22 protein-coding genes are annotated in these 22,685 nt (G+C 30.5%); 10 read left to right on the plus strand and 12 right to left on the minus strand.

The genetic code is table 11. The annotated features are described in order from the left end of the window. Positions 1–7: 7 nt before the first annotated feature. From BUB70_RS10315 to rsfS, 5 genes are read right to left on the minus strand one after another with little or no spacing between them, the layout of a single operon-like run. Positions 8–661 (minus strand): phosphatidylserine decarboxylase family protein, encoded by a 654-nt coding sequence (locus tag BUB70_RS10315; RefSeq protein WP_073121237.1) that lies wholly within the window; start codon positions 659–661, stop codon positions 8–10. Positions 662–664: 3 nt separating this feature from the next. Further along, positions 665–1,492 (minus strand): phosphatidate cytidylyltransferase, encoded by an 828-nt coding sequence (locus BUB70_RS10320; protein ID WP_073121238.1) that lies wholly within the window; start codon positions 1,490–1,492, stop codon positions 665–667. Between the two features lie 9 nt (positions 1,493–1,501). Beyond that, positions 1,502–2,095 carry an LUD domain-containing protein gene (locus tag BUB70_RS10325; protein ID WP_073121240.1) on the minus strand — a complete coding sequence of 198 codons (594 nt, stop codon included), beginning with the start codon at positions 2,093–2,095 and terminating at the stop codon, positions 1,502–1,504. A 27-nt stretch (positions 2,096–2,122) separates the two neighbouring features. Next, on the minus strand, positions 2,123–4,114 hold the full coding sequence (gene ftsH, locus BUB70_RS10330) for an ATP-dependent zinc metalloprotease FtsH (protein ID WP_073121671.1): 1,992 nt from the start codon (positions 4,112–4,114) through the stop codon (positions 2,123–2,125). Between the two features lie 22 nt (positions 4,115–4,136). Further along, entirely contained in the window at positions 4,137–4,499 is a 363-nt protein-coding gene (rsfS, locus tag BUB70_RS10335) for a ribosome silencing factor (RefSeq protein ID WP_073121250.1), read from the minus strand. A gap of 76 nt (positions 4,500–4,575) precedes the next feature. Here rsfS and BUB70_RS10340 point away from each other — a divergent pair, with 76 nt between their 5' ends. Then, positions 4,576–5,316, plus strand: a complete 741-nt coding sequence (locus BUB70_RS10340; RefSeq protein WP_073121251.1) for a biotin--[acetyl-CoA-carboxylase] ligase — start codon at positions 4,576–4,578, stop codon at positions 5,314–5,316. On the opposite strand, the gene BUB70_RS10345 is transcribed toward BUB70_RS10340, so the two are convergent. Together BUB70_RS10345 and pyrE are read right to left on the minus strand one after the other, a co-directional pair. Next, entirely contained in the window at positions 5,313–5,702 is a 390-nt protein-coding gene (locus tag BUB70_RS10345; protein WP_073121252.1) for an orotate phosphoribosyltransferase, read from the minus strand. The two genes, BUB70_RS10340 and BUB70_RS10345, sit on opposite strands and share 4 nt — an antisense overlap. 86 nt (positions 5,703–5,788) lie before the next feature. Continuing rightward, on the minus strand, positions 5,789–6,439 hold the full coding sequence (gene pyrE, locus BUB70_RS10350; RefSeq protein WP_073121264.1) for an orotate phosphoribosyltransferase: 651 nt from the start codon (positions 6,437–6,439) through the stop codon (positions 5,789–5,791). A 7-nt stretch (positions 6,440–6,446) separates the two neighbouring features. Here pyrE and BUB70_RS10355 point away from each other — a divergent pair, with 7 nt between their 5' ends. The 9 genes from BUB70_RS10355 to BUB70_RS10395 all read left to right on the plus strand — a co-directional run bounded on the left by BUB70_RS10355 (position 6,447) and on the right by BUB70_RS10395 (position 17,882). Next, entirely contained in the window at positions 6,447–7,043 is a 597-nt protein-coding gene (locus tag BUB70_RS10355; RefSeq protein WP_073121673.1) for an NUDIX hydrolase, read from the plus strand. Positions 7,044–7,094: 51 nt separating this feature from the next. Next, positions 7,095–9,011: a protein-disulfide reductase DsbD family protein gene (locus BUB70_RS10360; RefSeq protein WP_073121266.1), complete on the plus strand. Its 1,917-nt coding sequence runs from the start codon at positions 7,095–7,097 to the stop codon at positions 9,009–9,011. 76 nt (positions 9,012–9,087) lie between these two features. Further along, positions 9,088–9,774 (plus strand): phosphatase PAP2 family protein, encoded by a 687-nt coding sequence (locus tag BUB70_RS10365; RefSeq protein WP_073121268.1) that lies wholly within the window; start codon positions 9,088–9,090, stop codon positions 9,772–9,774. Next, positions 9,761–11,338: an ArnT family glycosyltransferase gene (locus BUB70_RS10370; protein WP_073121269.1), complete on the plus strand. Its 1,578-nt coding sequence runs from the start codon at positions 9,761–9,763 to the stop codon at positions 11,336–11,338. Before BUB70_RS10365 ends, BUB70_RS10370 begins: the two co-directional genes overlap by 14 nt. A gap of 22 nt (positions 11,339–11,360) precedes the next feature. Beyond that, positions 11,361–13,028 carry an ArnT family glycosyltransferase gene (locus BUB70_RS10375; protein WP_084730259.1) on the plus strand — a complete coding sequence of 556 codons (1,668 nt, stop codon included), beginning with the start codon at positions 11,361–11,363 and terminating at the stop codon, positions 13,026–13,028. Between the two features lie 89 nt (positions 13,029–13,117). After that, positions 13,118–14,065 carry a glycosyltransferase family 2 protein gene (locus BUB70_RS10380; protein WP_073121271.1) on the plus strand — a complete coding sequence of 316 codons (948 nt, stop codon included), beginning with the start codon at positions 13,118–13,120 and terminating at the stop codon, positions 14,063–14,065. Continuing rightward, on the plus strand, positions 14,052–14,942 hold the full coding sequence (locus BUB70_RS10385) for a lysylphosphatidylglycerol synthase transmembrane domain-containing protein (protein ID WP_073121273.1): 891 nt from the start codon (positions 14,052–14,054) through the stop codon (positions 14,940–14,942). The genes BUB70_RS10380 and BUB70_RS10385 overlap by 14 nt, the downstream gene beginning before the upstream one ends. A 174-nt stretch (positions 14,943–15,116) precedes the next feature. Beyond that, entirely contained in the window at positions 15,117–16,910 is a 1,794-nt protein-coding gene (gene rpsA / locus BUB70_RS10390; RefSeq protein WP_073121276.1) for a 30S ribosomal protein S1, read from the plus strand. A gap of 117 nt (positions 16,911–17,027) precedes the next feature. Then, positions 17,028–17,882, plus strand: a complete 855-nt coding sequence (locus tag BUB70_RS10395; RefSeq protein WP_073121678.1) for an N-acetylglucosamine kinase — start codon at positions 17,028–17,030, stop codon at positions 17,880–17,882. 55 nt (positions 17,883–17,937) lie between these two features. Here BUB70_RS10395 and BUB70_RS10400 read toward each other — a convergent pair whose 3' ends face one another. The 5 genes from BUB70_RS10400 to BUB70_RS10420 all read right to left on the minus strand — a co-directional run bounded on the left by BUB70_RS10400 (position 17,938) and on the right by BUB70_RS10420 (position 22,639). Beyond that, a complete protein-coding gene (locus BUB70_RS10400; protein WP_073121278.1) occupies positions 17,938–18,732 on the minus strand; it encodes a hypothetical protein in 795 nt (264 codons plus the stop codon). A gap of 158 nt (positions 18,733–18,890) precedes the next feature. Beyond that, the gene (locus BUB70_RS10405) at positions 18,891–19,337 is read right to left on the minus strand and encodes a ferritin-like domain-containing protein (protein ID WP_073121280.1); all 447 of its coding nucleotides are present in this window, start codon (positions 19,335–19,337) and stop codon (positions 18,891–18,893) included. Positions 19,338–19,498: 161 nt separating this feature from the next. Further along, entirely contained in the window at positions 19,499–20,758 is a 1,260-nt protein-coding gene (locus tag BUB70_RS10410) for a UDP-N-acetylmuramoyl-tripeptide--D-alanyl-D-alanine ligase (RefSeq protein WP_073121282.1), read from the minus strand. Positions 20,759–20,764: 6 nt separating this feature from the next. Continuing rightward, on the minus strand, positions 20,765–21,469 hold the full coding sequence (locus BUB70_RS10415) for a 16S rRNA (uracil(1498)-N(3))-methyltransferase (protein WP_073121284.1): 705 nt from the start codon (positions 21,467–21,469) through the stop codon (positions 20,765–20,767). 9 nt (positions 21,470–21,478) lie between these two features. After that, complete coding sequence (locus BUB70_RS10420; protein ID WP_084730260.1) at positions 21,479–22,639, minus strand: transporter; 1,161 nt, start codon at positions 22,637–22,639, stop codon at positions 21,479–21,481. Between the last annotated feature and the right edge of the window lie 46 nt (positions 22,640–22,685).

Genomic DNA, 22,685 nt, shown 5'->3' on the forward strand with positions numbered 1-22,685 from the left:
ATAAAAATTATAAAGATGCAATTACATCTTCTGCACCTTTCACTGTTTGATTTAAAGATACATTAATTTTAGAATTTAAAGGTAAAAATAAGTCAACTCTTGATCCAAATTTAATAAACCCAGCATCAGTTCCTTGTAGTACTTCTGTACCTTCAACGGCATAGTTTACAATTCTTTTTGCTAGGGCTCCGGCAATCTGTCTGTATAACACTTCACCAAATGTAGCATTTTCTACTACAATACTTGTACGTTCGTTTTCTTCAGACGCTTTCGGGTGCCATGCAACTAAATATTTACCAGGATGATATTTGCTATATTTTACCAATCCACTTAAACCATATCTTGTAACGTGTACATTTAATGGGCTCATAAAAATAGAAACCTGTAATCTTTTGTCTTTAAAATATTCAGGTTCATATACCTCTTCTATTACAACAACCTTGCCATCAACAGGTGCTACGACATGATTTTCTGATACATTGGTCTTTCTCTTAGGATTTCTAAAAAATTGCAATACAATTACTATAAAAAATACTAAAACAGTATAGATAATGTATTGTAACCAAGGTAAATCTTCTAATAGAAAGTAAGTTAAGTCTGTACCGATTAATGCTAGAATTAATGTAGCTAAAATGATGGTTTTTCCTTCTTTGTGAAACATAGTTTATGAAATTAGTTGTAAGTAAAAATATATAAAAGGAGAGGCAAAAACCAAACTGTCAAAACGATCTAAGACACCTCCATGACCGGGAATTAAATTCCCACTATCTTTAATGTTTGCAGCACGTTTAAACATAGATTCTACCAAATCTCCTAGGCTACCAAAAATACTGATAACAAAGCTTAATCCAAGCCATTGAATTAATGAAAATTGTGTGAAATATATAGATAAAATACTTGCTGTAATTAATGTTAAAAGTAGCCCACCCACAGAACCTTCAATAGTTTTGTTTGGAGAAATTCTTTCAAATAATTTAGTTTTACCAATACTCTTCCCAGTTAAATAAGCAAAAGTGTCTGTAGACCAAACCAAAATAATGCAACCTAAAAAAGTGGTTCCTTCATATGTGTGAGTTTCATTACAAAAAGGAATGGCTAATATGATGGTGAAAGGAAGTATGGCATATAAATATGTTAAAAATACAACCCCAAGATCTGTAAATGGTGATTTGTTTACTCTTTTAAATAATACAATTAAAAAAGCTACAAATAGTAGAACGTATATAAATGCTGAGTTTGTTTCTGGTATAGAAACAGAATCACTTAGGTTAAAATGCTCTTTTAAAATAGTAATGCTCCCTGCAGATAATACAAACGAAAAGATACCAAGAATATTAAAAAACGGTGTTTTGTAGTTGCTTAGTTTTTGAAACTCATATATAGCAACCAACATAAAAAAGAAAAACAAAATGTAAAAAGTAATACTGCTATATAATGTTGCAGATACTAGTATGGCAACAAAAACAATTCCTGAAAGAGCTCTTTGCAACATAATTATATATTATAAATCTTCAATTAAGATAAGGTAGGTGTTTTTAGAATTAGAAAGTCCATAATTTAAGAAGTTTTCCTTTTTCTCATCATTACCATAGCTTTTAATTTCGCAAATATTACTAGGTATTTTTTCTTTACAGCTGGCTTTGATTCCTGTTAAACCTTCCCCCATGTTTTTTACTATTTGACTAGTAGTGGCCATTACAATAAAATTGCTATTTAATTCAATCAATTTCATTTCTTTAATCTGATTAGAAGAAACCATGATGTTTCCAGAATCAGCAACCAAATGTTCGCAAGTAGTAAAAAAAGGACTATTATAGTTAGAGGAAGAAATAGGTGTTTTTGTTTTTTTAGAAAACTCAATCAGTTTTTCTTGAACACAAGAAACTTGTTGCCAATTATTCTCTTTTAGTATTCTTGTGAAAATTTCTAGAGCTTCACTTTCGGAAATGCAGTATAAAAATTTACCACCTTTATTAATGAAGTTGTTAACAAACAAATCATCTAAAGACAAAACAACGGGATGTTCGTTGATTTTTTTGTCTTTAGATGATGGTTTAGATTTTGAATTTTTAAAAAGTTTATCGAATAAACCCATATAAATAAATTCTTCCTTTATTGAGGTTTAATGTTTTACCTCAGAATTATTTTCTTCTGTTTCTTCTTGTTCTTTAAGTTTTTTCTCCAATATCTCACTTTCAGATAAAAAAGCTCTTTCTCCAAAAATTTTAATCAAATCATCTTTAAAGATAACTTCTTTTTCTAACAATCGCTCAGCCAATTCAGTTAATTTGTCTTTATTATCTGTTAAAATTTGAATAGCTCTTTGATATTGTTGTTCAATTAAAGCGCTAATTTCTTCATCAATTAACTTGGCTGTTGTTTCACTATATGGTTTTGTAAACCCATATTCTTGACCACTAGAATCGTAATAAGTTAAGTTTCCAATTTTTTCACTTAAACCATAAATACTTACCATGGCTCTTGCTTGTTTGGTTACTTTTTCTAAGTCACTTAGTGCTCCTGTAGAAATTTTATTAAACATAATTTTTTCTGCAGCTCTACCTGCTAAAGTAGCACACATTTCGTCAAGCATTTGTTCTGTTTGAACAATCATTCTTTCTTCTGGTAAGTACCAGGCCGCCCCTAAAGATTGACCTCTAGGAACAATAGTTACTTTTACCAGTGGAGCAGCATGTTCTAACATCCAACTAGCAGTAGCGTGTCCAGCTTCGTGGAAAGCAATGGTTTTCTTTTCTTTAACAGAAATGATTTTATTTTTCTTTTCTAAACCTCCAACAATTCTGTCAACAGAGTCTAAGAAGTCTTCATTTTCAATAGATTCTTTTCCTTTACGAGCAGCCATTAAAGCAGCTTCGTTACAAAGATTAGCAATATCAGCTCCAGAAAAACCAGGTGTTTGTTGAGCTAAAAAGTCAATTTTAACATCATTACCTAGTTTTAAAGGCTTTAGGTGAACGTTAAATATAGCACTACGTTCGTTTAAATCTGGCAAATCAACATAAATTTGTCTATCAAATCTACCTGCACGCATTAAAGCTTTGTCTAAAACATCTGCACGGTTGGTAGCTGCAATAACAATTACGTTTACATCGGTACCAAAACCATCCATTTCAGTTAACAATTGGTTTAATGTGTTTTCGCGTTCATCATTACCACCTGTCATGTTGTTTTTCCCCCTAGCTCTACCAATAGCATCGATTTCATCAATAAAAATAATAGAAGGAGATTTTTGTGCAGCTTGTTTAAATAAATCTCTTACTCTAGATGCACCAACTCCTACAAACATTTCTACAAAATCAGAACCTGATAAAGAGAAAAAAGGAACCCCAGCTTCTCCAGCAACAGCTTTTGCTAATAAGGTTTTTCCAGTTCCAGGAGGTCCTACTAATAAAGCCCCTTTAGGTATTTTACCTCCTAAGTTTGTATATTTTTCAGGACTTTTTAAGAAGTCTACAATTTCTTGTACTTCTTCTTTAGCACCTACAAGACCAGCAACATCTTTAAAAGAAACTTTTACCTTTTGTTTTTCATCAAATAATTTAGCTTTAGACTTACCAATGTTAAAAATTTGACCACCAGCACCGCCACCAGCACCACCACCAGACATTCTTCTCATAAAGAAAATCCATAAACCTAAAATTAAGATGAATGGTAAGAAACCTAAAATTGAGTCAAAAAGATCTGTTTTATTAACGTTTTTAAGGTCAATATCTAGATTGTATTTTTCTTTGTTTTCTTTTATGGTATTCTCAAAGTTTTCTAAACTACCAAAGTTGTAAGTCAATACAGGTTTTGCATTATTAACCCATGGCAAAGACTCATCTTTATTGTTAGCACTAAATTCTTTTTGAGCTTCTTCAGTTAAATGAATTTCTGCATAATCATTATTAACAATTAAAATATTTTTAATGCTGTTAGCACGTAATAAATCTTCAAATTTATTTCTAGAAATATCTGTATTGGTTATGTTATTACCAAAAAAGTTAAAAGATATAATAACAGCAATAATAACAGCGTATATCCAATAAGAATTGAATTTTGGTTTAAACCCGTTTGGATTAGGCTTAGGTTGGTTTTTTGGTTCTTTGTTCATTTGTTTTTGCATGCTTTTGTGATTATGAAATCTTAGTGATTTTAGCATCACCCCATAATCCTTCAATATCATAAAGTTCTCTGACAGGTTTTTGGAAGACATGTACTACAACATGTATATAATCTAGTAAAATCCAGTTTGCTTGAGATTCTCCTTCTACATGAAAAGGTTTTTCTTGAGCTTCTTTACCAACTATTTTTTGAATTGACCCTGAAATAGCGCTTACGTGGGTGTTTGAGGTACCTGATGCCACTATAAAATAGTCACAAACAGTGTTCTCTATTTCTCGTAAATCTATCAATTGGATATTCTCTCCTTTTACTTCGTCAATTCCCTTTAAAATGGTACTAATTAATTGATCAGTACTTACGTGTTTTTTAGACATTAAAAAATCTTTAGTTTTGCTGCAAAGTTATCGTTTTTTAAATGATAACTTACACTAATATAATTATAATTTATTTGTGAATATAATCAAACTTAATGCCATTGACTCAACGAATCGTTTTTTGAAAGATTTGGCAAAAAAATCGGAAATAGAAAACTTTACGGTGGTTGTTACAGAGGAACAATTGGCAGGTAAAGGACAGATGAATACTGTGTGGGATTCAGAAAAAGGAAAAAATTTGTTGTTTACTGTTTATGTGGAATTAAAGGGCTTGTCGGTTGATTTGATTTCTTATATTAATTTTTTATGTGCTGTTAAAATGAGAGATGTATGTGCAAATGTTTTAGAAGATATTTCTAGAGTTAAAGTAAAATGGCCTAACGACATAATGTCATATAACGATAAGATTTCGGGTATCTTAATTGAAAATGTTATAAGAAAACAACAAGTTGATGCCTGTTTTATTGGTGTAGGTTTAAATGTAAATCAACTTCAATTTTCGTCAGATTTAACCAAAGCAAACTCTTTAGCTAATATAAAAGGAGTTGAATTTGATAAAGAAATAGTGTTAGAAAAAATAATTATTGCTTTAGAAGAGGTAATGAATGTAAATTATATTGTCAATAATTTAAAAAGCATTAAAAAGAATTATTTAAATCATTTGTACAAAATAAATATCCCTACAATGTTTATGGATAAAGAGGGGAATACTTTTATGGGTAAAATTGTTGATGTTAGTAATGAAGGACTTTTGCTTTTAGAAAAAGAAGATGGATTAATTTATAATTATGCTGTTAAAGAAATAAAACTGCTTTAAATATTCTGTAAATTATTACTTAACGCATTGATAAAATTTGTTAATGGTTTTTTTACCATCATGGCCATCATTGGGTTAAAATTTCCATTAAAAAATAATTGAGCAGAAGTACTGTTTTCAGAAACTTGATTTAACTCAATAGTCAAACTGAAATCTAATTTGCTAGAAGCTGCTCCTAACACTATTTTATCATAAGGTGTTTTTTCTTTTAAAATCAATCTAATTTCTGGCATTCCAGTCAACCCAAAAATAAAAGAGTCTCCATCTACTTCGAATTTTTCCTTGTTATCTGGCATCAACTGCTCAAAATTGTTTAAATCAGTTAAAAAATTAAAAGTTTCTTGGTTTGATTTAAATATGGTTACTAATGGAGTTTCTAATTTCATGGGTTTATTATTTGTTTTACAAATATAATTATTGAAGCTAAAAAAAGCATCCTAATTTTTTTAAGATGCTTTTTTTTGATATAATATTAATCTTCTTCGTTTGTCCATTTGTCTGGAGCTTTTCTCCAAGTCTGGATCAAAGCTAATTCACTCGAAGTAATATAGTTGTTTTTTACTGCTTGTTCAATTAGTACTTGATAGTTACTTAAGGTCGTTAAAGTAACATTGGCAGCTTCAAAGTTTTTATCTGCAATAGGAAAACCATAAGTAAAAATAGCCATCATTCCTTTTACATTTACGCCAGCTTCTTTTAAAGCTTCAACAGCCAGTAAGCTGCTCATTCCTGTACTGATCAAATCTTCTACTACCACTACATTAGAACCTTTTTCAAGATATCCTTCAATTTGATTCATTCTACCGTGTTTTTTAGGCTCAGGTCTAACGTATACAAAAGGAATTCCTAATTCTTGTGCAACCAAAACTCCAATAGCAATAGCTCCTGTAGCAACTCCAGCAATAACATCTGGTTTACCATATTGTTCTTCAATAGCATTTGCCATATTGGTTTTTAGAAAATTTCTTATGATTGGGTAAGAAAGAGTAATTCTATTATCGCAATATATAGGTGATTTCCACCCAGAAGCCCAAGTGAATGGATTTGTAGGTTGTAGTTTAATTGCTTTTATTTTTAAAAGCTGTTCTGCGGTATTATTTGCTGTATCTTTGTTAAAAATCATAGTGCAAATGTATAAAGTTTTTATCAATGAAGTTCCAGTTTTTTTAACAGAAAAAAACAATGAATTAACAGGTTTTTCTTCTGTGAAATATCAAGAACTTGATTTTGTAAATATGTGTTTAGAGATTCAACAGAATCCCGATGCGAAAATAAATGTTATTTGTGACAATTTGGAAAATGATTGGTGTAATTTTCTATTAAATTTTGAAGTTAGAAGAGCAGCAGGTGGAGTGGTGAAAAATACCAATGATGAAATATTGTGGATTTACAGATTTGATACTTGGGATTTGCCAAAAGGACATATAGAAAAAGGAGAATCTAAAGAAGTTGCTGCCGTTAGAGAAGTAGAAGAAGAGTGTCAAGTTTCTGGATTAATTATAGATAAAGAGTTAGAAACCACTTATCATGTTTTTAAACACAAAGGAGTTTTGGTGATGAAAGTTACCTATTGGTTTGCCATGCGTACTAATATCGAAAACCAAACGTTGGTTCCTCAGCTAGAAGAAGGAATTACTCAGGTGGTTTTTAAAACGGTTGAAGAGTCTAAAAAATGTTTAGAAAACACCTATGGAAATATTAAGTTGTTGTTGGAACAATTGTTGTAGTTAGCGTGTAAATTTTATTCAGTAAATTCGTCTTAGTATCAAAATATTTTCATGAAAACATCCTTATCCTTAATTAAAATAGCAATTCTTTTTGTTTTTTGTTCTGTTAATGCTCAAGTTTTTAACCCAGTTTCATGGTCTACTTCTGTAGAAAAAACAGATAAAGGAAATTTGATTTTGGTTAGTACAGCAACCATTGAGAAAGGTTGGCATTTGTACAGCCAAAATATTGGTGATGGAGGTCCCATTCCAACGACTTTTTATTATCCTGAATCCATTGAAAAAGTAGGAGAGACTATTGAAGGAAATGGGGTAGAGGTGCAAGATCCTATTTTTGAAATGCCAATTAAGTATTTTGGGGAAGAAGCAAACTTTCGTCAAACAATAAAAAACAACATAGATGCTAAAAGTCTTAAGGCTTCTGTGGAATACATGGTTTGTAACGATGAAATGTGTTTGCCACCAAAAGAGGTTGAATTGACTTATGATTTAACAAAAGTAAAAGCAGTAAAGACAGAGGTAGCAGTTAGTAGTGATACAGATGACAAAAGTTACTTGACGTTGTTTTTATTAAGCTTTTTAGCAGGTTTAGCAGCTTTGTTTACACCATGTGTGTTTCCTATGATTCCGATGACCGTAAGTTTTTTTACCAAACAAAGTAAAAATAAAGCAATTGGAATTAGAAATGCCATGATTTATGGAATTAGCATTATAGGAATTTATGTGTTACTTGGAACATTGGTTGTATGGGTTTTTGGACCAGAATCGTTAAATAGGTTGTCTACAAGTGTTGGTTTTAATGTTGTGTTTTTTGGGATTTTGGTCTTTTTTGCTTTGTCTTTTTTAGGAGCTTATGAATTGGTGTTGCCAAGTTCTTGGGGAACCAAGTTAGATGAAAAAGCAGATAGGGGAGGGGTTATAGGGATCTTTTTTATGGCTTTGGCTTTAGTAGTCGTTTCTTTTTCTTGTACAGGTCCTATTGTTGGAGGTGCTTTGGTTGAAGCAGCATCTCATGGAGGAATTGCTCCAATTATTTCTATGTTAGGATTTTCTTTAGCAATTGCCATTCCATTTACATTGTTTGCAGTTTTCCCAGGATGGTTAAATTCTTTACCAAAATCTGGAGGATGGTTAAATACAGTAAAAGTAGTTTTAGGATTTTTAGAATTGGCCTTGGCATTTAAATTTTTATCAAATGCAGATTTGGTGTTACAAGCACATTGGTTAGAAAGAGAAGTTTTTATTGCTATTTGGATAGTGATTTTCTTATTGTTAGGAGTTTACTTGTTAGGAAAAATAAGATTACCTCATGATTATCAAGCTGTAGAAACCATATCTGTGACTAGATTGATGTTGGCTATCTTAAGTTTTACCTTTGTGGTTTATATGATTCCAGGAATGTTTGGAGCTCCTGTAAAATTAATTGGAGCTTTTGTGCCTCCATTAGAATATAGTGAATCTCCAAATGGGGTGATGAACAATCAATCAAGTTCTAATATTTCACATCAAGATTTACCAGAAGGAGCACATATATTGGCACCTTACAATATCTTAACATTTAACGATTACGAAAAAGGCTTGGCTTATGCTAAAAAAGTAAACAAGCCTGTGTTGTTAGATTTTACGGGTAGGGCTTGTGTAAATTGTAGAAAAATGGAGCAAAATGTATGGACAGTTCCTGCTGTGTTAGATGTTTTGCAAAATAAAGTGGTGTTGGTTTCTTTATATGTGGATGATCGTCAGAAGTTAGAAATAGAAGAAATATCTCCTGTAACAGGAAAGCCTTATAGAAATATTGGTCAAAAGTGGTCAGAGTTTCAAACCAAAAGATATAAAACCAACTCACAACCTTATTATGTAGTTGTGAATGCTGAAGGAAAAGATTTGAATAAACCTGTAGGTTATACACCAAATGCAGATGAATATTTATCATGGTTACAAGAGGGAGTTAAAAAAGCTAGGAATTAAGGTTTTGTTAAAGCTGTCTTAACCTTACAGCATCATCATCAGCCTAACTTTGTGATTCAATCATTACTGTTTAGTTATGAAAATCAAACACAAAGTTTTGTTACCTTTTATGGTAGTTTTACTTTTATCTACATGTCTTTTTTCTTTTTCTAAAGGAGATATTGTGTTGGCTATAAATAAAATTCATACATCTTTTTTAGATAGATTTTTTGCGGGTATTAGTTCTATAGGAAATACCATGAGTATCTTTTTGTTTTTAGCAATTGTACTTAGGTATAAACTTAAATTTTTATACTTTTTTGTTTTGGCTTTTTTAATAGAATCGGCAATAGTAATACTTTGTAAGAATTTTATTTTTGATGGACATCCAAGGCCTTATTTATTATTTGAAGCTAAAGGAATTTTATCAAAAATAAATTTTGTTGAGGGAGTAAGAGTTCATAAAAGAGATTCGTTTCCATCGGGTCATACTGCTTATGCTTTTTTAATTGCTACTTTCTTTGCTTTAAAAATCAAAAAGATACTTCCAGCAATAGGTTTGTGTTTATTTGCAATTCTGGTGGGGATTTCTAGGATGTATTTGTTTCAACATTTTTTTATAGATGTGTTTGGAGGAGCTATGGTTGGTTTTTCTTCAGCTTATTTAGCGATTGTTTTGGTTAAAAAATCTAGAAAAAAATCGTGGTATAATAAAAAAATCAGATTTAATCCAACTCGTAAAAATTGGTTTGAATTAACCTCAGAAATTCATGAAGTTTTTTAATACAAAACAATCACTTTGGTGGATGTTTTTGCTTGGATTTGTTCTCTGTGTTTTTGGTAGCGGAAGTTCTATCATTTATATCTTAGATGAAGCTAAAAATAGTGAAGCTGCAAGAGAAATGTTGCTATACGGAAATTATTTTAAGCCTACTTTTAACAATATTATTAGAACAGATAAACCACCCTTTCATTATTTTTTTATGATGATAGGGTATAAGATTTTTGGTATCAATGCTTTTGGAGCAAGATTTTTTTCAGGGTTGTTTGGAGCTTTTACTATTTTAACAACAGTAGTTTTTACTCAGAAATATTTGGGGTATAAAATTGCCAAAGTCACTTTTTGGATTTTGCTATCCTCTTTTTATTTTATTCAAGAATTTCATTTAGCAGTTCCAGATCCTTATTTAATTTTTTGGATGAGTTTGACTTTCTTTTGTTATATAGATTTTTTCATCTCAAAAAGCACAAAAATACTTTGGTTATTATATTTTTCTATGGGGTTTGGGGTGTTAACCAAGGGACCTGTAGCCATTGCATTACCTGTTTTAATTGCATTTGTACATTTGCTTATAACTAGGTCTTTTACGATTAAAAATATTTTGTCATTCAAACCTTTTTTAGGATTGATATTGGTTCTGTTGATTAGCTTTCCCTGGTTTTATATGGCTCATATTAAAACAGGAGGAGTGTTTACAGAAGGTTTCTTTTTAAAACACAATATTGAAAGATTTCAAGATAAAATGGAAGGGCATGGAGGAATATTTTTAATAACTATCGGTTTTGTGTTGTTAGGAATGTTGCCTTTTTCTGTATGGATTTTTAGAGCTTTATTTTATGGTTTAAAACAAAGATTACAGCATCCATTTATTTTTTTTATAACAATTTCGGTCATTACTTTTATCACTTTTTTTGCAGTATCTGCAACAAAATTACCAAACTATACCATGCCCTGTTACCCTCTAATGGCTATTTTATTAGCTTGGTTTTTTATGGAGTATGGTATTAAATTAAAATACGGATATATAGAATGGGGGAGTCTTCTTCTTATTTCGTTTGCTCTACCTGTTGCTGGATATATAGGTTTATCTCTAGATAGTTCCTTGGTTTCTAAAAACTGGCTGGCATTTTTCTTAATTTTTGTTCCTGTAGGGGTTTTAATAGCTGTTTTTTACATAATTAAAAAAAGAGTTGATAATAGTTTTAATTCTCTCGTTACTACTTTTACATTGTTGAGTATAGTTTTGTTTGGCATTGTGTTTCCACAATTAACCAAAGAATCTCCTGTGGTAAAATTTAAAGAGAATATTAATGAAAATAGACCTGTAATTGTTTATAAAAGAATGGATTCAGCGTTCCCTATTAACTTTAATAGAACTTATAGAGTGATAGATAACATAGAGGAAGCTCAGTTATTTTTTAAAGAGAATCCTCAAGGAGTTTTAATAACAAATACAAGAAATAAAGAGGAAATAAATGAATTAAGTATCTTTAAAAAATTATTTTCGCAAAAAAGTTTGTTCGAGAACCATACTACTAGGGTTTATGGGATCGATCAAACTAAATAATTTGTGACAAAATTTATTACCTATGATCTTATCTAAAAGAGACCTATATATTCTTTATGCTTTATTGTTAGTTGTTTATGTATCTGGATTGTTTATTCCTATTATGGAAAATGATTCGGCACAGCATGCAACCATGGCTATGAGAATGTTTTTGGAGAATGATTATTTTAATATTTACAAAGGAGAACACGACTATTTAGATAAACCACATATGCATTTTTGGTTAGCAGCTTTATCTTATAAAATTTTTGGAATTACACATTGGGCATACAGAATTCCAGCATTACTCTTTACCTGGGTTGGGGCGCTTTACACTCATAGATTGGCTAAATATTTTTATGGTAGAAAAATAGGTCATATGACTGCATTGGTGTTTTTATCTTCTCAAGCAATTATTTTATCAAATCATGATGTTAGAACAGATGCAGTCTTAACAGGAGCGACCATTTTTGCATTGTATCATTTTGTAAAGTATTTAGACAGAAAAACAATTAAAAATATAATTCTTGGTTTTTTAGGACTGGCAATAGCTTTTTCTAGTAAAGGTCAATTACCTGTATTTGTATGTGGAATGGTGTTACTGGTTCATATTATATATGCTAAAAAATGGATGGCTGTTTGGTCTTGGAAAGTGTTGATTGGTGTTATAAGTTTTTTTGTCTTTATTTCGCCAATTCTTTATGCCTATTATGTTCAGTTTGATTTACATCCAGAAAAAGTATTTAATGGATATTCTAATATTTCGGGGGTGAAATTTATTTTATGGGATCAGAGTTTTAATCGTTTAACAGCAACTGGTTTTAATAATAATAGTCCAGATTATCTTTTCTTTTTCCATTCTATTTTATGGGCCTTTTTGCCTTGGCCATTAATTATGTATACAGCCATGTTCAGTAATATTAAAAGAGCAATTAAACATAAATTTAAATCTTATGAAAGTTTTGAGTTGATGACTTCATTAGGCGTTTTGTTGGTGTTGTTGGTAATTAGTACTTCAAAATTTAAATTACCACATTATTTAAATAGTTTAATTCCGCTGATGTCTATTTTGGTAGTTGGTTTTTTATGGTACTTACAAAAAAGTCAGAAGGTAAAATATATAAAAAGATGGTTTTATTTTCAAGTAGGGTTGTTTTCGGTCTTGTCAATATTGGTTATCTCTTTATGCTTTTGGGTTTTTCCTGCGATAAATATTTTTATCATTATTGGTTTGATAGTCATTGGGGTTTTATTAATTCTTTTCTTAATCAAAGAAAAAGCATCGCCTTTTAGAAAGCTGATTGTATCTTCTGTGGGTTTTATGATTTTGATTAATTTTTGTTTAAATACACAGTTTTATCCAAATTTGTTGCAATATCAATCGGGAATAACAGCAAGTAAAATTATTAAAGAAAAAAATATTGATGTCGATAAATTATATTTAAAAGATGGGATTGAAGCATGGTCTGTTAGTTTTTATGCACATAAAAATTTAAAAAGAATGGATGTAGATAAAATTCCAACTGAATTAAAAAAGGGAGAGTGGATGTATCTAGATGAAGCATCTTTTATAAAAACTAAAGAAGATGGAGTGAAATGGACTACGGTTTATCCTTTAGAACATTATAGAATCACAAGGTTAAAAATGTCATTTTTAAATCCAAAAACTAGAGAGTCTACATTGAGAAAAAGATATTTGGTTAAGAAATAAGTTATTAAAAAGTAATATTATTATTTAACAAACAACTTGTTTTAGTTTTAAGATTATGAGTAAGTTTGTCACATCGAAATTGAATAGAAATGAGTAAATCAAGTTTGTTGTCTGTAGTAGTTCCAGTTTACAACGAGGAAGGAAATGTTACTTTGTTAACAGAAAGTATAGATAAAGGATTGGCAGGATATAAATATGAGATTATTTATATAGACGATTGTTCTACAGATCATACTCGAAAAGAGATTAAAGACTTAAATCATCCTAAAGTGGTTTTGGTAGAACTTAGAAAAAACTACGGACAAAGTTCTGCTATTGCAGCAGGAATTGACATCGCTAAAGGGGAGTATATTATTACCATGGATGGTGATTTGCAAAACGATCCATCAGATTTACCAGCCATGTTAGATAAGTTGATTGAGGAAGATTTAGATATGATTACTGGGATTCGTCAAAAAAGACAAGATAGTTTTATAAGAACATTGCCTTCTAAAATAGCAAACTATATCATTAGAAAAACCACGGGATTACATATTACCGATCACGGTTGTGCTATTAAAATTTTTACGGCTGAGGCTGCAAAAGGATTAAAATTATATGGAGAAATGCACCGATTTATTTCTTTGGTAACTTTTATGAATGGAGCAAGAATTTCAGAGATGCCTGTAAAACACCATGCACGTAAATTTGGAGTCTCTAAATATGGTTTGGGTAGAACATTTAAGGTGATTAATGATTTGTTGTTAATTTTGTTTCAACGTAAATACATGCAAAAACCAATTTATCTTTTTGGAAATATAGGATTGGTGTTTGCAGGAGCGGGAATGTTAATTAATTTGTATTTATTAATTGTAAAGTTGATGGGAGAAGACATTTGGGGGAGACCCTTATTGATTCTTGGAGTGATGTTAGTAGTCATGGGAATTCAGTTTTTTACCGTTGGGATTATTATTGATTTGTTGATGAAAACTTATTATGAATCTCAAGATAAAAGACCATACAATTTAAGAAAAGTAACTACTTTTGAAAAAGTATAAAGTAAAAAAAATAGCTGGAACAGCATTAAAAATAGGAGTAAGTATACTCCTATTTTATTTTGTAATGACCAAAATCTCTTTCGCTGAGGTTTTTCAAATTATTAAGAAGAGTAATGTTTTTTTACTGTTTTTAAGTGGTGCTTTTTTACTACTATCACAATGGGTTTCTTCTGTTAGGTTAAATACTTTTTTTCATTCTTTAGGTTATTGTTTATCTAATAAAAGCAATCATATATTGTACTTAATAGGTATGTTTTATAACTTTTTTATTCCTGGTGGAATTGGAGGGGATGCTTATAAAGTATACAAGCTTCACAAAAAATTTGATTGGAATGTTAAAAAGTTATCTGCTGCCATTTTCATTGATAGATTTTCGGGGTTAACCGCTATAGGAATGTTATTGGTTTTGTTGGCAGTTCCTTTTATTCGTTCCCTAGGTTACGTGTCTTCTAACTTCATATTAATAGGCTTGGCAGTTTTGTTGTTGCTTTTAATACCTTTAATGGCATATGTTTTAGTACAAAAACTGTTTCCATCTTTTAAAAAAGTATATGTTAAAACTTTAGGCTTATCACTAATAGTACAAATATTACAATTAATATGCGTGTACTGTTTGGTGTTAAATTTTGAGGTAGTTTCTGATTTGTTTTCGTACTTATTGGTGTTTTTAATCTCTGTTATTTTATCTATTGTTTCTTTTGCAGGAATAGGAGTAAGAGAATTTGTGTTTTATCAGGCAGCAGATTTATTACATTATAATAAAGATATTTCTGTAGCTATTGGTTTGTTATTCACTTTTTTAACAGCAATACTTTCTTTAGTAGGGGTGTTTTTTCAGTTAAAAAAAGTCAACTTATCACTTCAAGAAAAAAAATAGCTAACTAGCTGTTTTTGTGTGTAGTTAAATAAAAAATAATTTGTATATTTGCAGTCCTTTTTGGCGAGCTAGGTAAAGAAAAGGAAATGAAAACAATTTAATTTAACATCTTTAGTTGGTGTTACTCGCTTTAAAAACATAATAATCAACTAAATACAAAATTTATTTAGACACATGTCTGAAGAAAACCAAAACGCAGTTGAAGCTCAAGAGCAAGAAACTGTACAAGTAAACCCACAACAATTTTTAGCAGATTTTAACTGGCACAAATACGAAGAAGGTATTGATGAGGTTGATGAAGCTCAATTAAAAGAGTTTGATGCTGCATTAGAAGGAACTGTAGGTTTTGTAAATGAACGTGATGTAATTGAAGGAACTGTTGTTCGTATTACAGATCGTGATGCGATCATCGATATTAACTCTAAATCAGAAGGAGTTATTTCTTTAAACGAATTCCGTTACAATCCTAACTTAGCTGTTGGAGATAAAGTAGAGGTTTTAGTTGATAGAAGAGAAGATCACTCAGGACAATTAGTATTGTCTCACAAAAAAGCAAGAGTAATCAAAGCTTGGGATAGAGTTATTGCTGCTCAAGAATCTGGTGAAGTAGTTAACGGATACGTTAAGTGTAGAACTAGAGGAGGTATGATTGTTGATGTTTTCGGAATTGAAGCATTCTTACCAGGATCTCAAATTGACGTGAAGCCAATTAGAGACTATGATCAGTATGTAGACAAAACAATGGAATTCAAAGTTGTGAAAATCAACCATGAATTTAAAAACGTTGTAGTATCTCACAAAGCTCTTATCGAGGCTGATATCGAAGTTCAGAAGAGAGAAATCATTTCTGGATTAGAAAAAGGTCAAGTATTAGAAGGTATTGTTAAAAACGTTACTTCTTACGGTGTATTCGTAGATTTAGGAGGAGTTGATGGTTTAGTACACATTACTGACTTATCTTGGTCAAGAATCAACCACCCATCTGAGGTAGTTGAATTAGATCAAAAATTAAACGTTGTAATCTTAGACTTTGATGACAAGAAAACTAGAATCCAATTAGGATTAAAGCAATTGTCTCAACACCCATGGGATGCTTTAGATGCTAACTTAACTGTTGGTGATAAAGTAAAAGGTAAGGTTGTTGTTTTGGCTGACTACGGTGCATTCATCGAAGTTGCTGAAGGAGTTGAAGGATTAATTCACGTTTCTGAAATGTCATGGTCTACTCACTTACGTTCTGCACAAGATTTCGTAAAAGTAGGAGATGAGGTTGAAGCTCAAATCTTAACTTTAGATAGAGAAGAACGTAAAATGTCATTAGGTATTAAGCAATTACACCCAGATCCATGGGCTGATATCACTGCTAAATATCCAGTAGGTTCTACTCACAATGGTATTGTACGTAACTATACAAACTTTGGTGTTTTTGTTGAATTAGAAGAAGGAATTGACGGATTGGTATACATTTCTGATTTATCTTGGACTAAGAAAATTAAGCACCCATCTGACTTTGTTGCTGTAGGTGATAAACTAGATGTTCAAGTGTTAGAATTAGATGTTGAAAACAGAAAATTAAACTTAGGACACAAACAAACTCAAGAAAACCCTTGGGATGCTCACGAAGCTAAGTATGCTCTTAACACTGACCACGAAGGAACTGTTAAAGAGAAAACTGACAAAGGAGCTGTTGTAGACTTTGAGGATGGAGTTGAAGCATTTGTACCTGCACGTTTATTAGAAAAAGAAGATGGTTCTAAAATCAACAAAGGAGATACAGCTACTTTTAAAGTAATTGAGTTCTCTAAAGAATTTAGAAGAATTGTAGCTTCTCATACTGCTACATTTAAAGAATCTGAAGCTAAAAACGTAAAAGCTCAAGCTAAAAAGGTTGAGTCTAGTGAAAAATCAACTTTTGGTGATATCGCTGGTTTAGCAGATTTAAAAAAGAAAATGGAAGAAGGTAAATAATTCCTTTTTTTTAATAATATTAAAAGCTGTTTTGAGTCTTCAAAACGGCTTTTTTTTATCTCTAATTTGTATATTTGGGCAACCTTAAAACTAACATTTTTAAAAAGATACGTACGTATGATATTAATTGCCGATGGAGGATCTACCAAAGTAGATTGGATTGCATTAAATAGCGATAAAACAGAAAAATTTAAGACTAGATCTGAAGGATTAAACCCTGCAATTGTAGGTAAAGATTTGTTAAAGAAAAGAGTTTTAGATAATGTGAATTTAGGACCCCAAAGAACAGAAGTTACCCATGTTTTTTTCTATGGAGCAGGTTGCGGTACTCCAAAAGCTATTGAGGCTTTAAGACAGGTATTTCAGGAAGTTTTTGTAAATGCAGAAATTGTAGTTGCAGAAGATATGTTAGCGGCTGTTTATGCAGCCTCTGAAGCAGAACCAGCCATCGTTTGTATTTTGGGAACAGGTTCTAATAGTTGTTATTTTGATGGTAAAGAGGTACAGTCTACCACTGCATCATTAGGATGGGCAATTATGGATGAGGCAAGTGGAAATTATTTTGGAAAGCAGTTAATTAGAGATTACTATTACAAAATAATGCCTGAAGAAATTAGAGCTAAATTTGAACAAGATTTTAATTTAGAAGATGATTATATCAAACATGAATTATATCAAGGGGATGCTCCAAACACTTATTTAGCGAGTCATGCTGCTTTTATGTTTGATTTTAAAGATCATGATTATATTACAGGGTTGATTGAAAGAGGAGTTGATGAGTTTTTCCGCTATAGAGTACTGCCGTTTGGAAAAGGCAAAGAAACTCCAATATACTTTATTGGATCTGTTGCTTTCTATTTTTCTAACATCATTGAAAAAGTGGCAAATAAGTATGATTTAAGATTTGCGGGAGCCATTAAACGCCCTATAGATAATATGATTGCTTATCATAAAAAATACTTAATTAAGTAAATGTCATAAAAAAGGATACTGATTTCAGTATCCTTTTTTTTATGTATAATGTTGTTTATCTTCTTTTGTTCTTTTTAGAACTATTATCATTAGTAGTTACATATTTTGAATCATTACTGCTAGAGGTTCTTCTGTAAGAATTACTATTTCCTCTATAAGCTTCTTTTTTATTGTTGGTTTGTTTTTTAAACTCTTTTTTATTGTATTTACTTTTATTTTTCTCTGACGAGTTGTTTTTATGTGAATACTTGTGTTTTTTCTTATAGTTATCTTTATGTTCTTTAGCCTTGTAATTGTAGTGTTCTCTTACAAAGTTGTTTCGTCTATATGGCTTTGTATGTACAATAGATCTTCTATGATTAGGTCTTTTATATGCAAAATAACAAGGCTTATAATTAATGTTATGATGATTTATATATCCTCTTCTATTATAAATTGTTCCATGATTGGTGTAATAAATATTTAGATTTCCAATATTTGAAACCCATCCATGATGATTGTAATTAATTAAGACACTACCAATTCTAGTTACTTTACCATAACGATTATAGTAAATGGGAGTTCTTTCAATTTGTACGATAGCTCCGTATCTATCTTTTTGTATGTACGGTTCATAATTGTAACCTGTGTTAAAACTTAGATTGATATTTCTTGTACGGATATTAATATTCGCTTTTGGTTGATGAATGATATTAAAATCAAATTCTCCATTGTTAAATACGGCATATTCTACACCATTTTCTATAAAGATGAATGGTGTTTGGTTGTTGTACCTATTGTTGGTATTAGCAGCATTAACCGCAATACTTGCTAAAAAACAACTTGCTATAAATAAGTATAATTTTTTCATGATGTATTGTTTTTAAGTGAGACATTATTTCTTCAATTAGAAGAAACTTAACATAGGTTATAAGCCAAACAGTGTGCCAAAAAATAATATCTAAACATTAAACAGCCAGTTATATAATTATAACTGGCTGTTTAATAATATGTTTTTAATAAATTTTATTAAAGATTTTCTAGAGTTTTAATTGTGTTTAAACCTGATTGAATCTTAGATAATTGTTCTTTTAAAATAGATACGATTGATGGTGGAGTGGCAGAATCATATATAGCGTCTTCATAGTCTTTAACTGACTTTTTTTCTCCAGTAATGGCTGCTTCTAGCATTGCTTGAGCATCGTGGCTAGAAAATAGTGTTTTAATATCCATCCAAGCTCGGTGGGCATGTCCTTCTAAACTAGTACCTTTTTTATATTCTCCACCTAGGGCTTTAATTTCTTCTGCTAATTCTTCAGCAAATTCTTTTCTTTGTTCTGATTTTGTTTTAAAATATGCCTTTAATCCTAAGTGGTCGGTTTTTTCAGATGCTTTTTTAAATCCTTCTTCAGCATCGTGAGTTCTAATTAATAATCCTTCTAATTTTTCTGTAAGAATGTCTAAACTTGTTTTCATTTTTCTATCATTTTTTTGAGTAATACTTTAATGATGTGTACTACCTTAACATCTTTCTCTAGTTCAAAGTTAAGTGATAGATAAACAGTTCTTTAGCGCTTTTGATTTAAGTTTGTGCTCAAATAATAATAGAAGTAGAATAATTAAAGATCTAGGTTAGGTTATAAAATATCTAAAACTCTTTCTAAAGCCATTCCTCTAGATCCTTTGATTAAAAGAGTTGTGTTAGAAAAATCAAAATCAAAATTATTTTTTAAATCATCAAATGAAGCAAAGAAAAAAGCTTTATTGTTTTTTTGCTGATAAAAATTTTGTCCAACAAAAATGGAAGTACCAAAATTACTCTCTAATGCTTTGGATACAATGTTTTTATGTTCCTCGTTACTAGTTGTTCCTAATTCAAACATATCGCCCAAAATAACAGCTTTACGGCTTTTGTTTAAAGCATTCATGTTTTCTAACGCAGCTGACATACTTGTGGGATTGGCATTGTAAGCATCTAAAATAATATGAGTGTTTCCTCTTTTAATAATTTGGGAACGATTGTTTTCGGGCTTATAATTTTCTATGGCTTTTTTAATGTTGTTATCAGAAATATTAAAATAATGACCAATAGCAATTGCAGCAATAATATTATTATAATTGTATTTTCCTATCAAATTACTTTGGATCACATCTCCTTTATGAGCTAATTGTACATAAGGAGTTAACTCAAGCAAAGGAGTTTCGTGTGGATTGATATAGATACACTCACAGTATTCAGCTTGCTCAACCATTCTTTTTTCTTCTTGGTTTACAAATGCTTTTCCTTCTGCATTAGCTATGTAATCATACATTTCAGATTTTCCTTGTATTATTCCTTCTTCAGAACCAAAACCTTCTAAATGTGCTTTTCCAAAATTAGTAATATATCCAAAGTTTGGAGCAGCGATAAAACACAAATATTGAATTTCTTTTAAGTGATTTGCTCCCATTTCAACCACCCCCATTTCCGTTTCAGGCGTCATGTTTAGTAGGGTTAATGGAACTCCTATATGATTGTTTAAATTCCCAACAGTTGCATTTACTTTGTATTGGGTAGCTAATACTTCTCGAATTAATTCTTTGGTAGTGGTTTTTCCGTTACTCCCTGTTAAGGCAATAATAGGGATACCTAAATATTCACGATGAAAATGAGCTAAATGTTGCAGGGTTTCTAAAACATTTTTTACTAAAATAGTTCTTTCGTCAATATAAAAGGCTTCTTCGTCAATTACAACATATGCGGCTCCGTTTTCTAAAGCCGTTTTAGCAAAAGTATTTCCGTTAAAGTTATCTCCTTTTAAAGCAAAAAAGATGGCTCCTTGGGTAATTTTTCTAGTGTCTGTGGTAAAGTTTTGTTTTTGATTTAAAAACAATTGGTGTAAGTCTGCTGTTTTCATAGAGGACTATAATAAGGTCATTAAAGAAGAGATGTAAACACCTGCTGTTTCGGTTCTTAATCGATTATGACCAAGCGTTACAGGAATGAAATTTAAATCGATACTTTGTTTAATTTCTTTTGGAGTAAAATCTCCTTCAGGTCCTACTAATACCAAAATATCATTTTCAGGTTTGGCAATGTGTTGTAAAAATTGTTTGTTGTTTTCATCTTCACAATGCGCTATAAATTTTTGAGTAGCTTGTTGTTGTTTTAAAAAATCATCAAACAAAATAGGTTCGTTAAATTTAGGAATATACAGTTGTAAAGATTGTTTTACAGCAGATTGAATAATTTTTTTCATTCTATCAACCTTAATTACTTTTCTTTCGGAGTTCTTACAAACAATAGGAGTAATTTCATCAATTCCAATTTCTACGGCTTTTTCTAAAAACCACTCATATCTGTCGTTTAATTTGGTAGGAGCAATAGCAATATGTAAATGAAAAGGACGGTTTTTAGTTTTGTATTCTGTTTTAATAATATTTACTGTGCATTTTTTCTCACTGGCAAAAGATATTTCAGTGGTAAAAAAATGTCCGTTTCCATTAGTAATAAATACAGTATCTCCTTCGGATTTTCTCAATACTTTAATTAAATGTCTACTTTCTTCTTTGTCAAAACTAAAAGTAGTGTCTGTAGGGTTTATATGTTCGCTAATAGATAATATCATAGAATAGATTTAATAGCTTAAAATGAATTCATCATTAATTTTTGTGTCTTCTTTTTTCTTCTTCTTCTTCTTCTTCTTCTTCTTCTTCTTTTTGACTTTCTTTTTGTTTTTTTCTTTTTTTGTTTTTTCCTTTTGCTCTTCTTCTTTGGCGATTTCTTTTAGAAATTCATCTAAAGATTGATTATCATCAATAGTAGTATTTTTTTCTACTTCCTCTACAATATCATCATCTTCAGTTTTATTTATTATTTCTGGTTCTTTTGGATTGTCGATAATTTTATCTGGAGTCTCTATAACCTCTAATTGAGTGTCTTTTTTTCTATCTATGTATTCCCATCTATCATAATGTTTATCAATTCTAAAGGCTAGGTTTATACCAATTTCATGACCCGAAATGCCTTCGCCAATATTGGTTTTGTAATTAGCGGCAATAGCTAAGTTTTTATTAACCAAAAAAGGAGTTCCTATTCCAATAGTTGAGTAATGACTGTCTTTAGAACCATAAAACTGAAATTGTAAATAAGGGTTCCATCTTTTTGCTACTACAAAAGATGATGAAACTGAATAGACCATTTGAGCATAACTTCCGTTGTAGTTATAATAATCTAGTTGGTTGTTTAATGAGACTTTTCTATTGATATTGTTTTGAGTAATAATACTCATACTATAACTACTTATGCCTCCGTTGTAAAATTTATGACTAGCTAACGGTGTATGATATTTAGCTTGAATTGCAATACTTGGAATTAATCCATTGTATTTAAAACCATAACGTCTTTTCCAGCTCCTTTTAAGCTCGGGACTTTCTTTGTTAACATGTTCATAAATTAAATACTTAAGTCCTATTGATAAATTTTCGGTACCAGAAAGGTTAGAGTTGTTTATTTCTCCTGTAGAAAATCTATGGTTTAAAGTAGCTTCTAGTCTTTCAGATAAAAAACCATAATGTATATCAAGATCATTGCTAAAAGTATTAATCTTGTAATTGGTGTTTTTTCTGTTTAAATTATTTGATAATATTGAGTTTTCTATTTGAAAAACACCTCTTCCTACCGCATAAGGTGTTTCTGTGTCACCTGGTCTATTGGCATTTATAATGTTGGTATATTGGGCATAATTTGTGTTAGTAAATAGTATAAAACACAATATGCTCAGAAGAATTCGATTCATGAAAACAGAAAAATTATGATATGTAAATATAATATTTTATAGTAGA

The sequence above is a fragment of the Wenyingzhuangia marina genome, from assembly GCF_900130035.1.
GTDB classification, from domain to species: Bacteria; Bacteroidota; Bacteroidia; order Flavobacteriales; family Flavobacteriaceae; genus Wenyingzhuangia; species Wenyingzhuangia marina.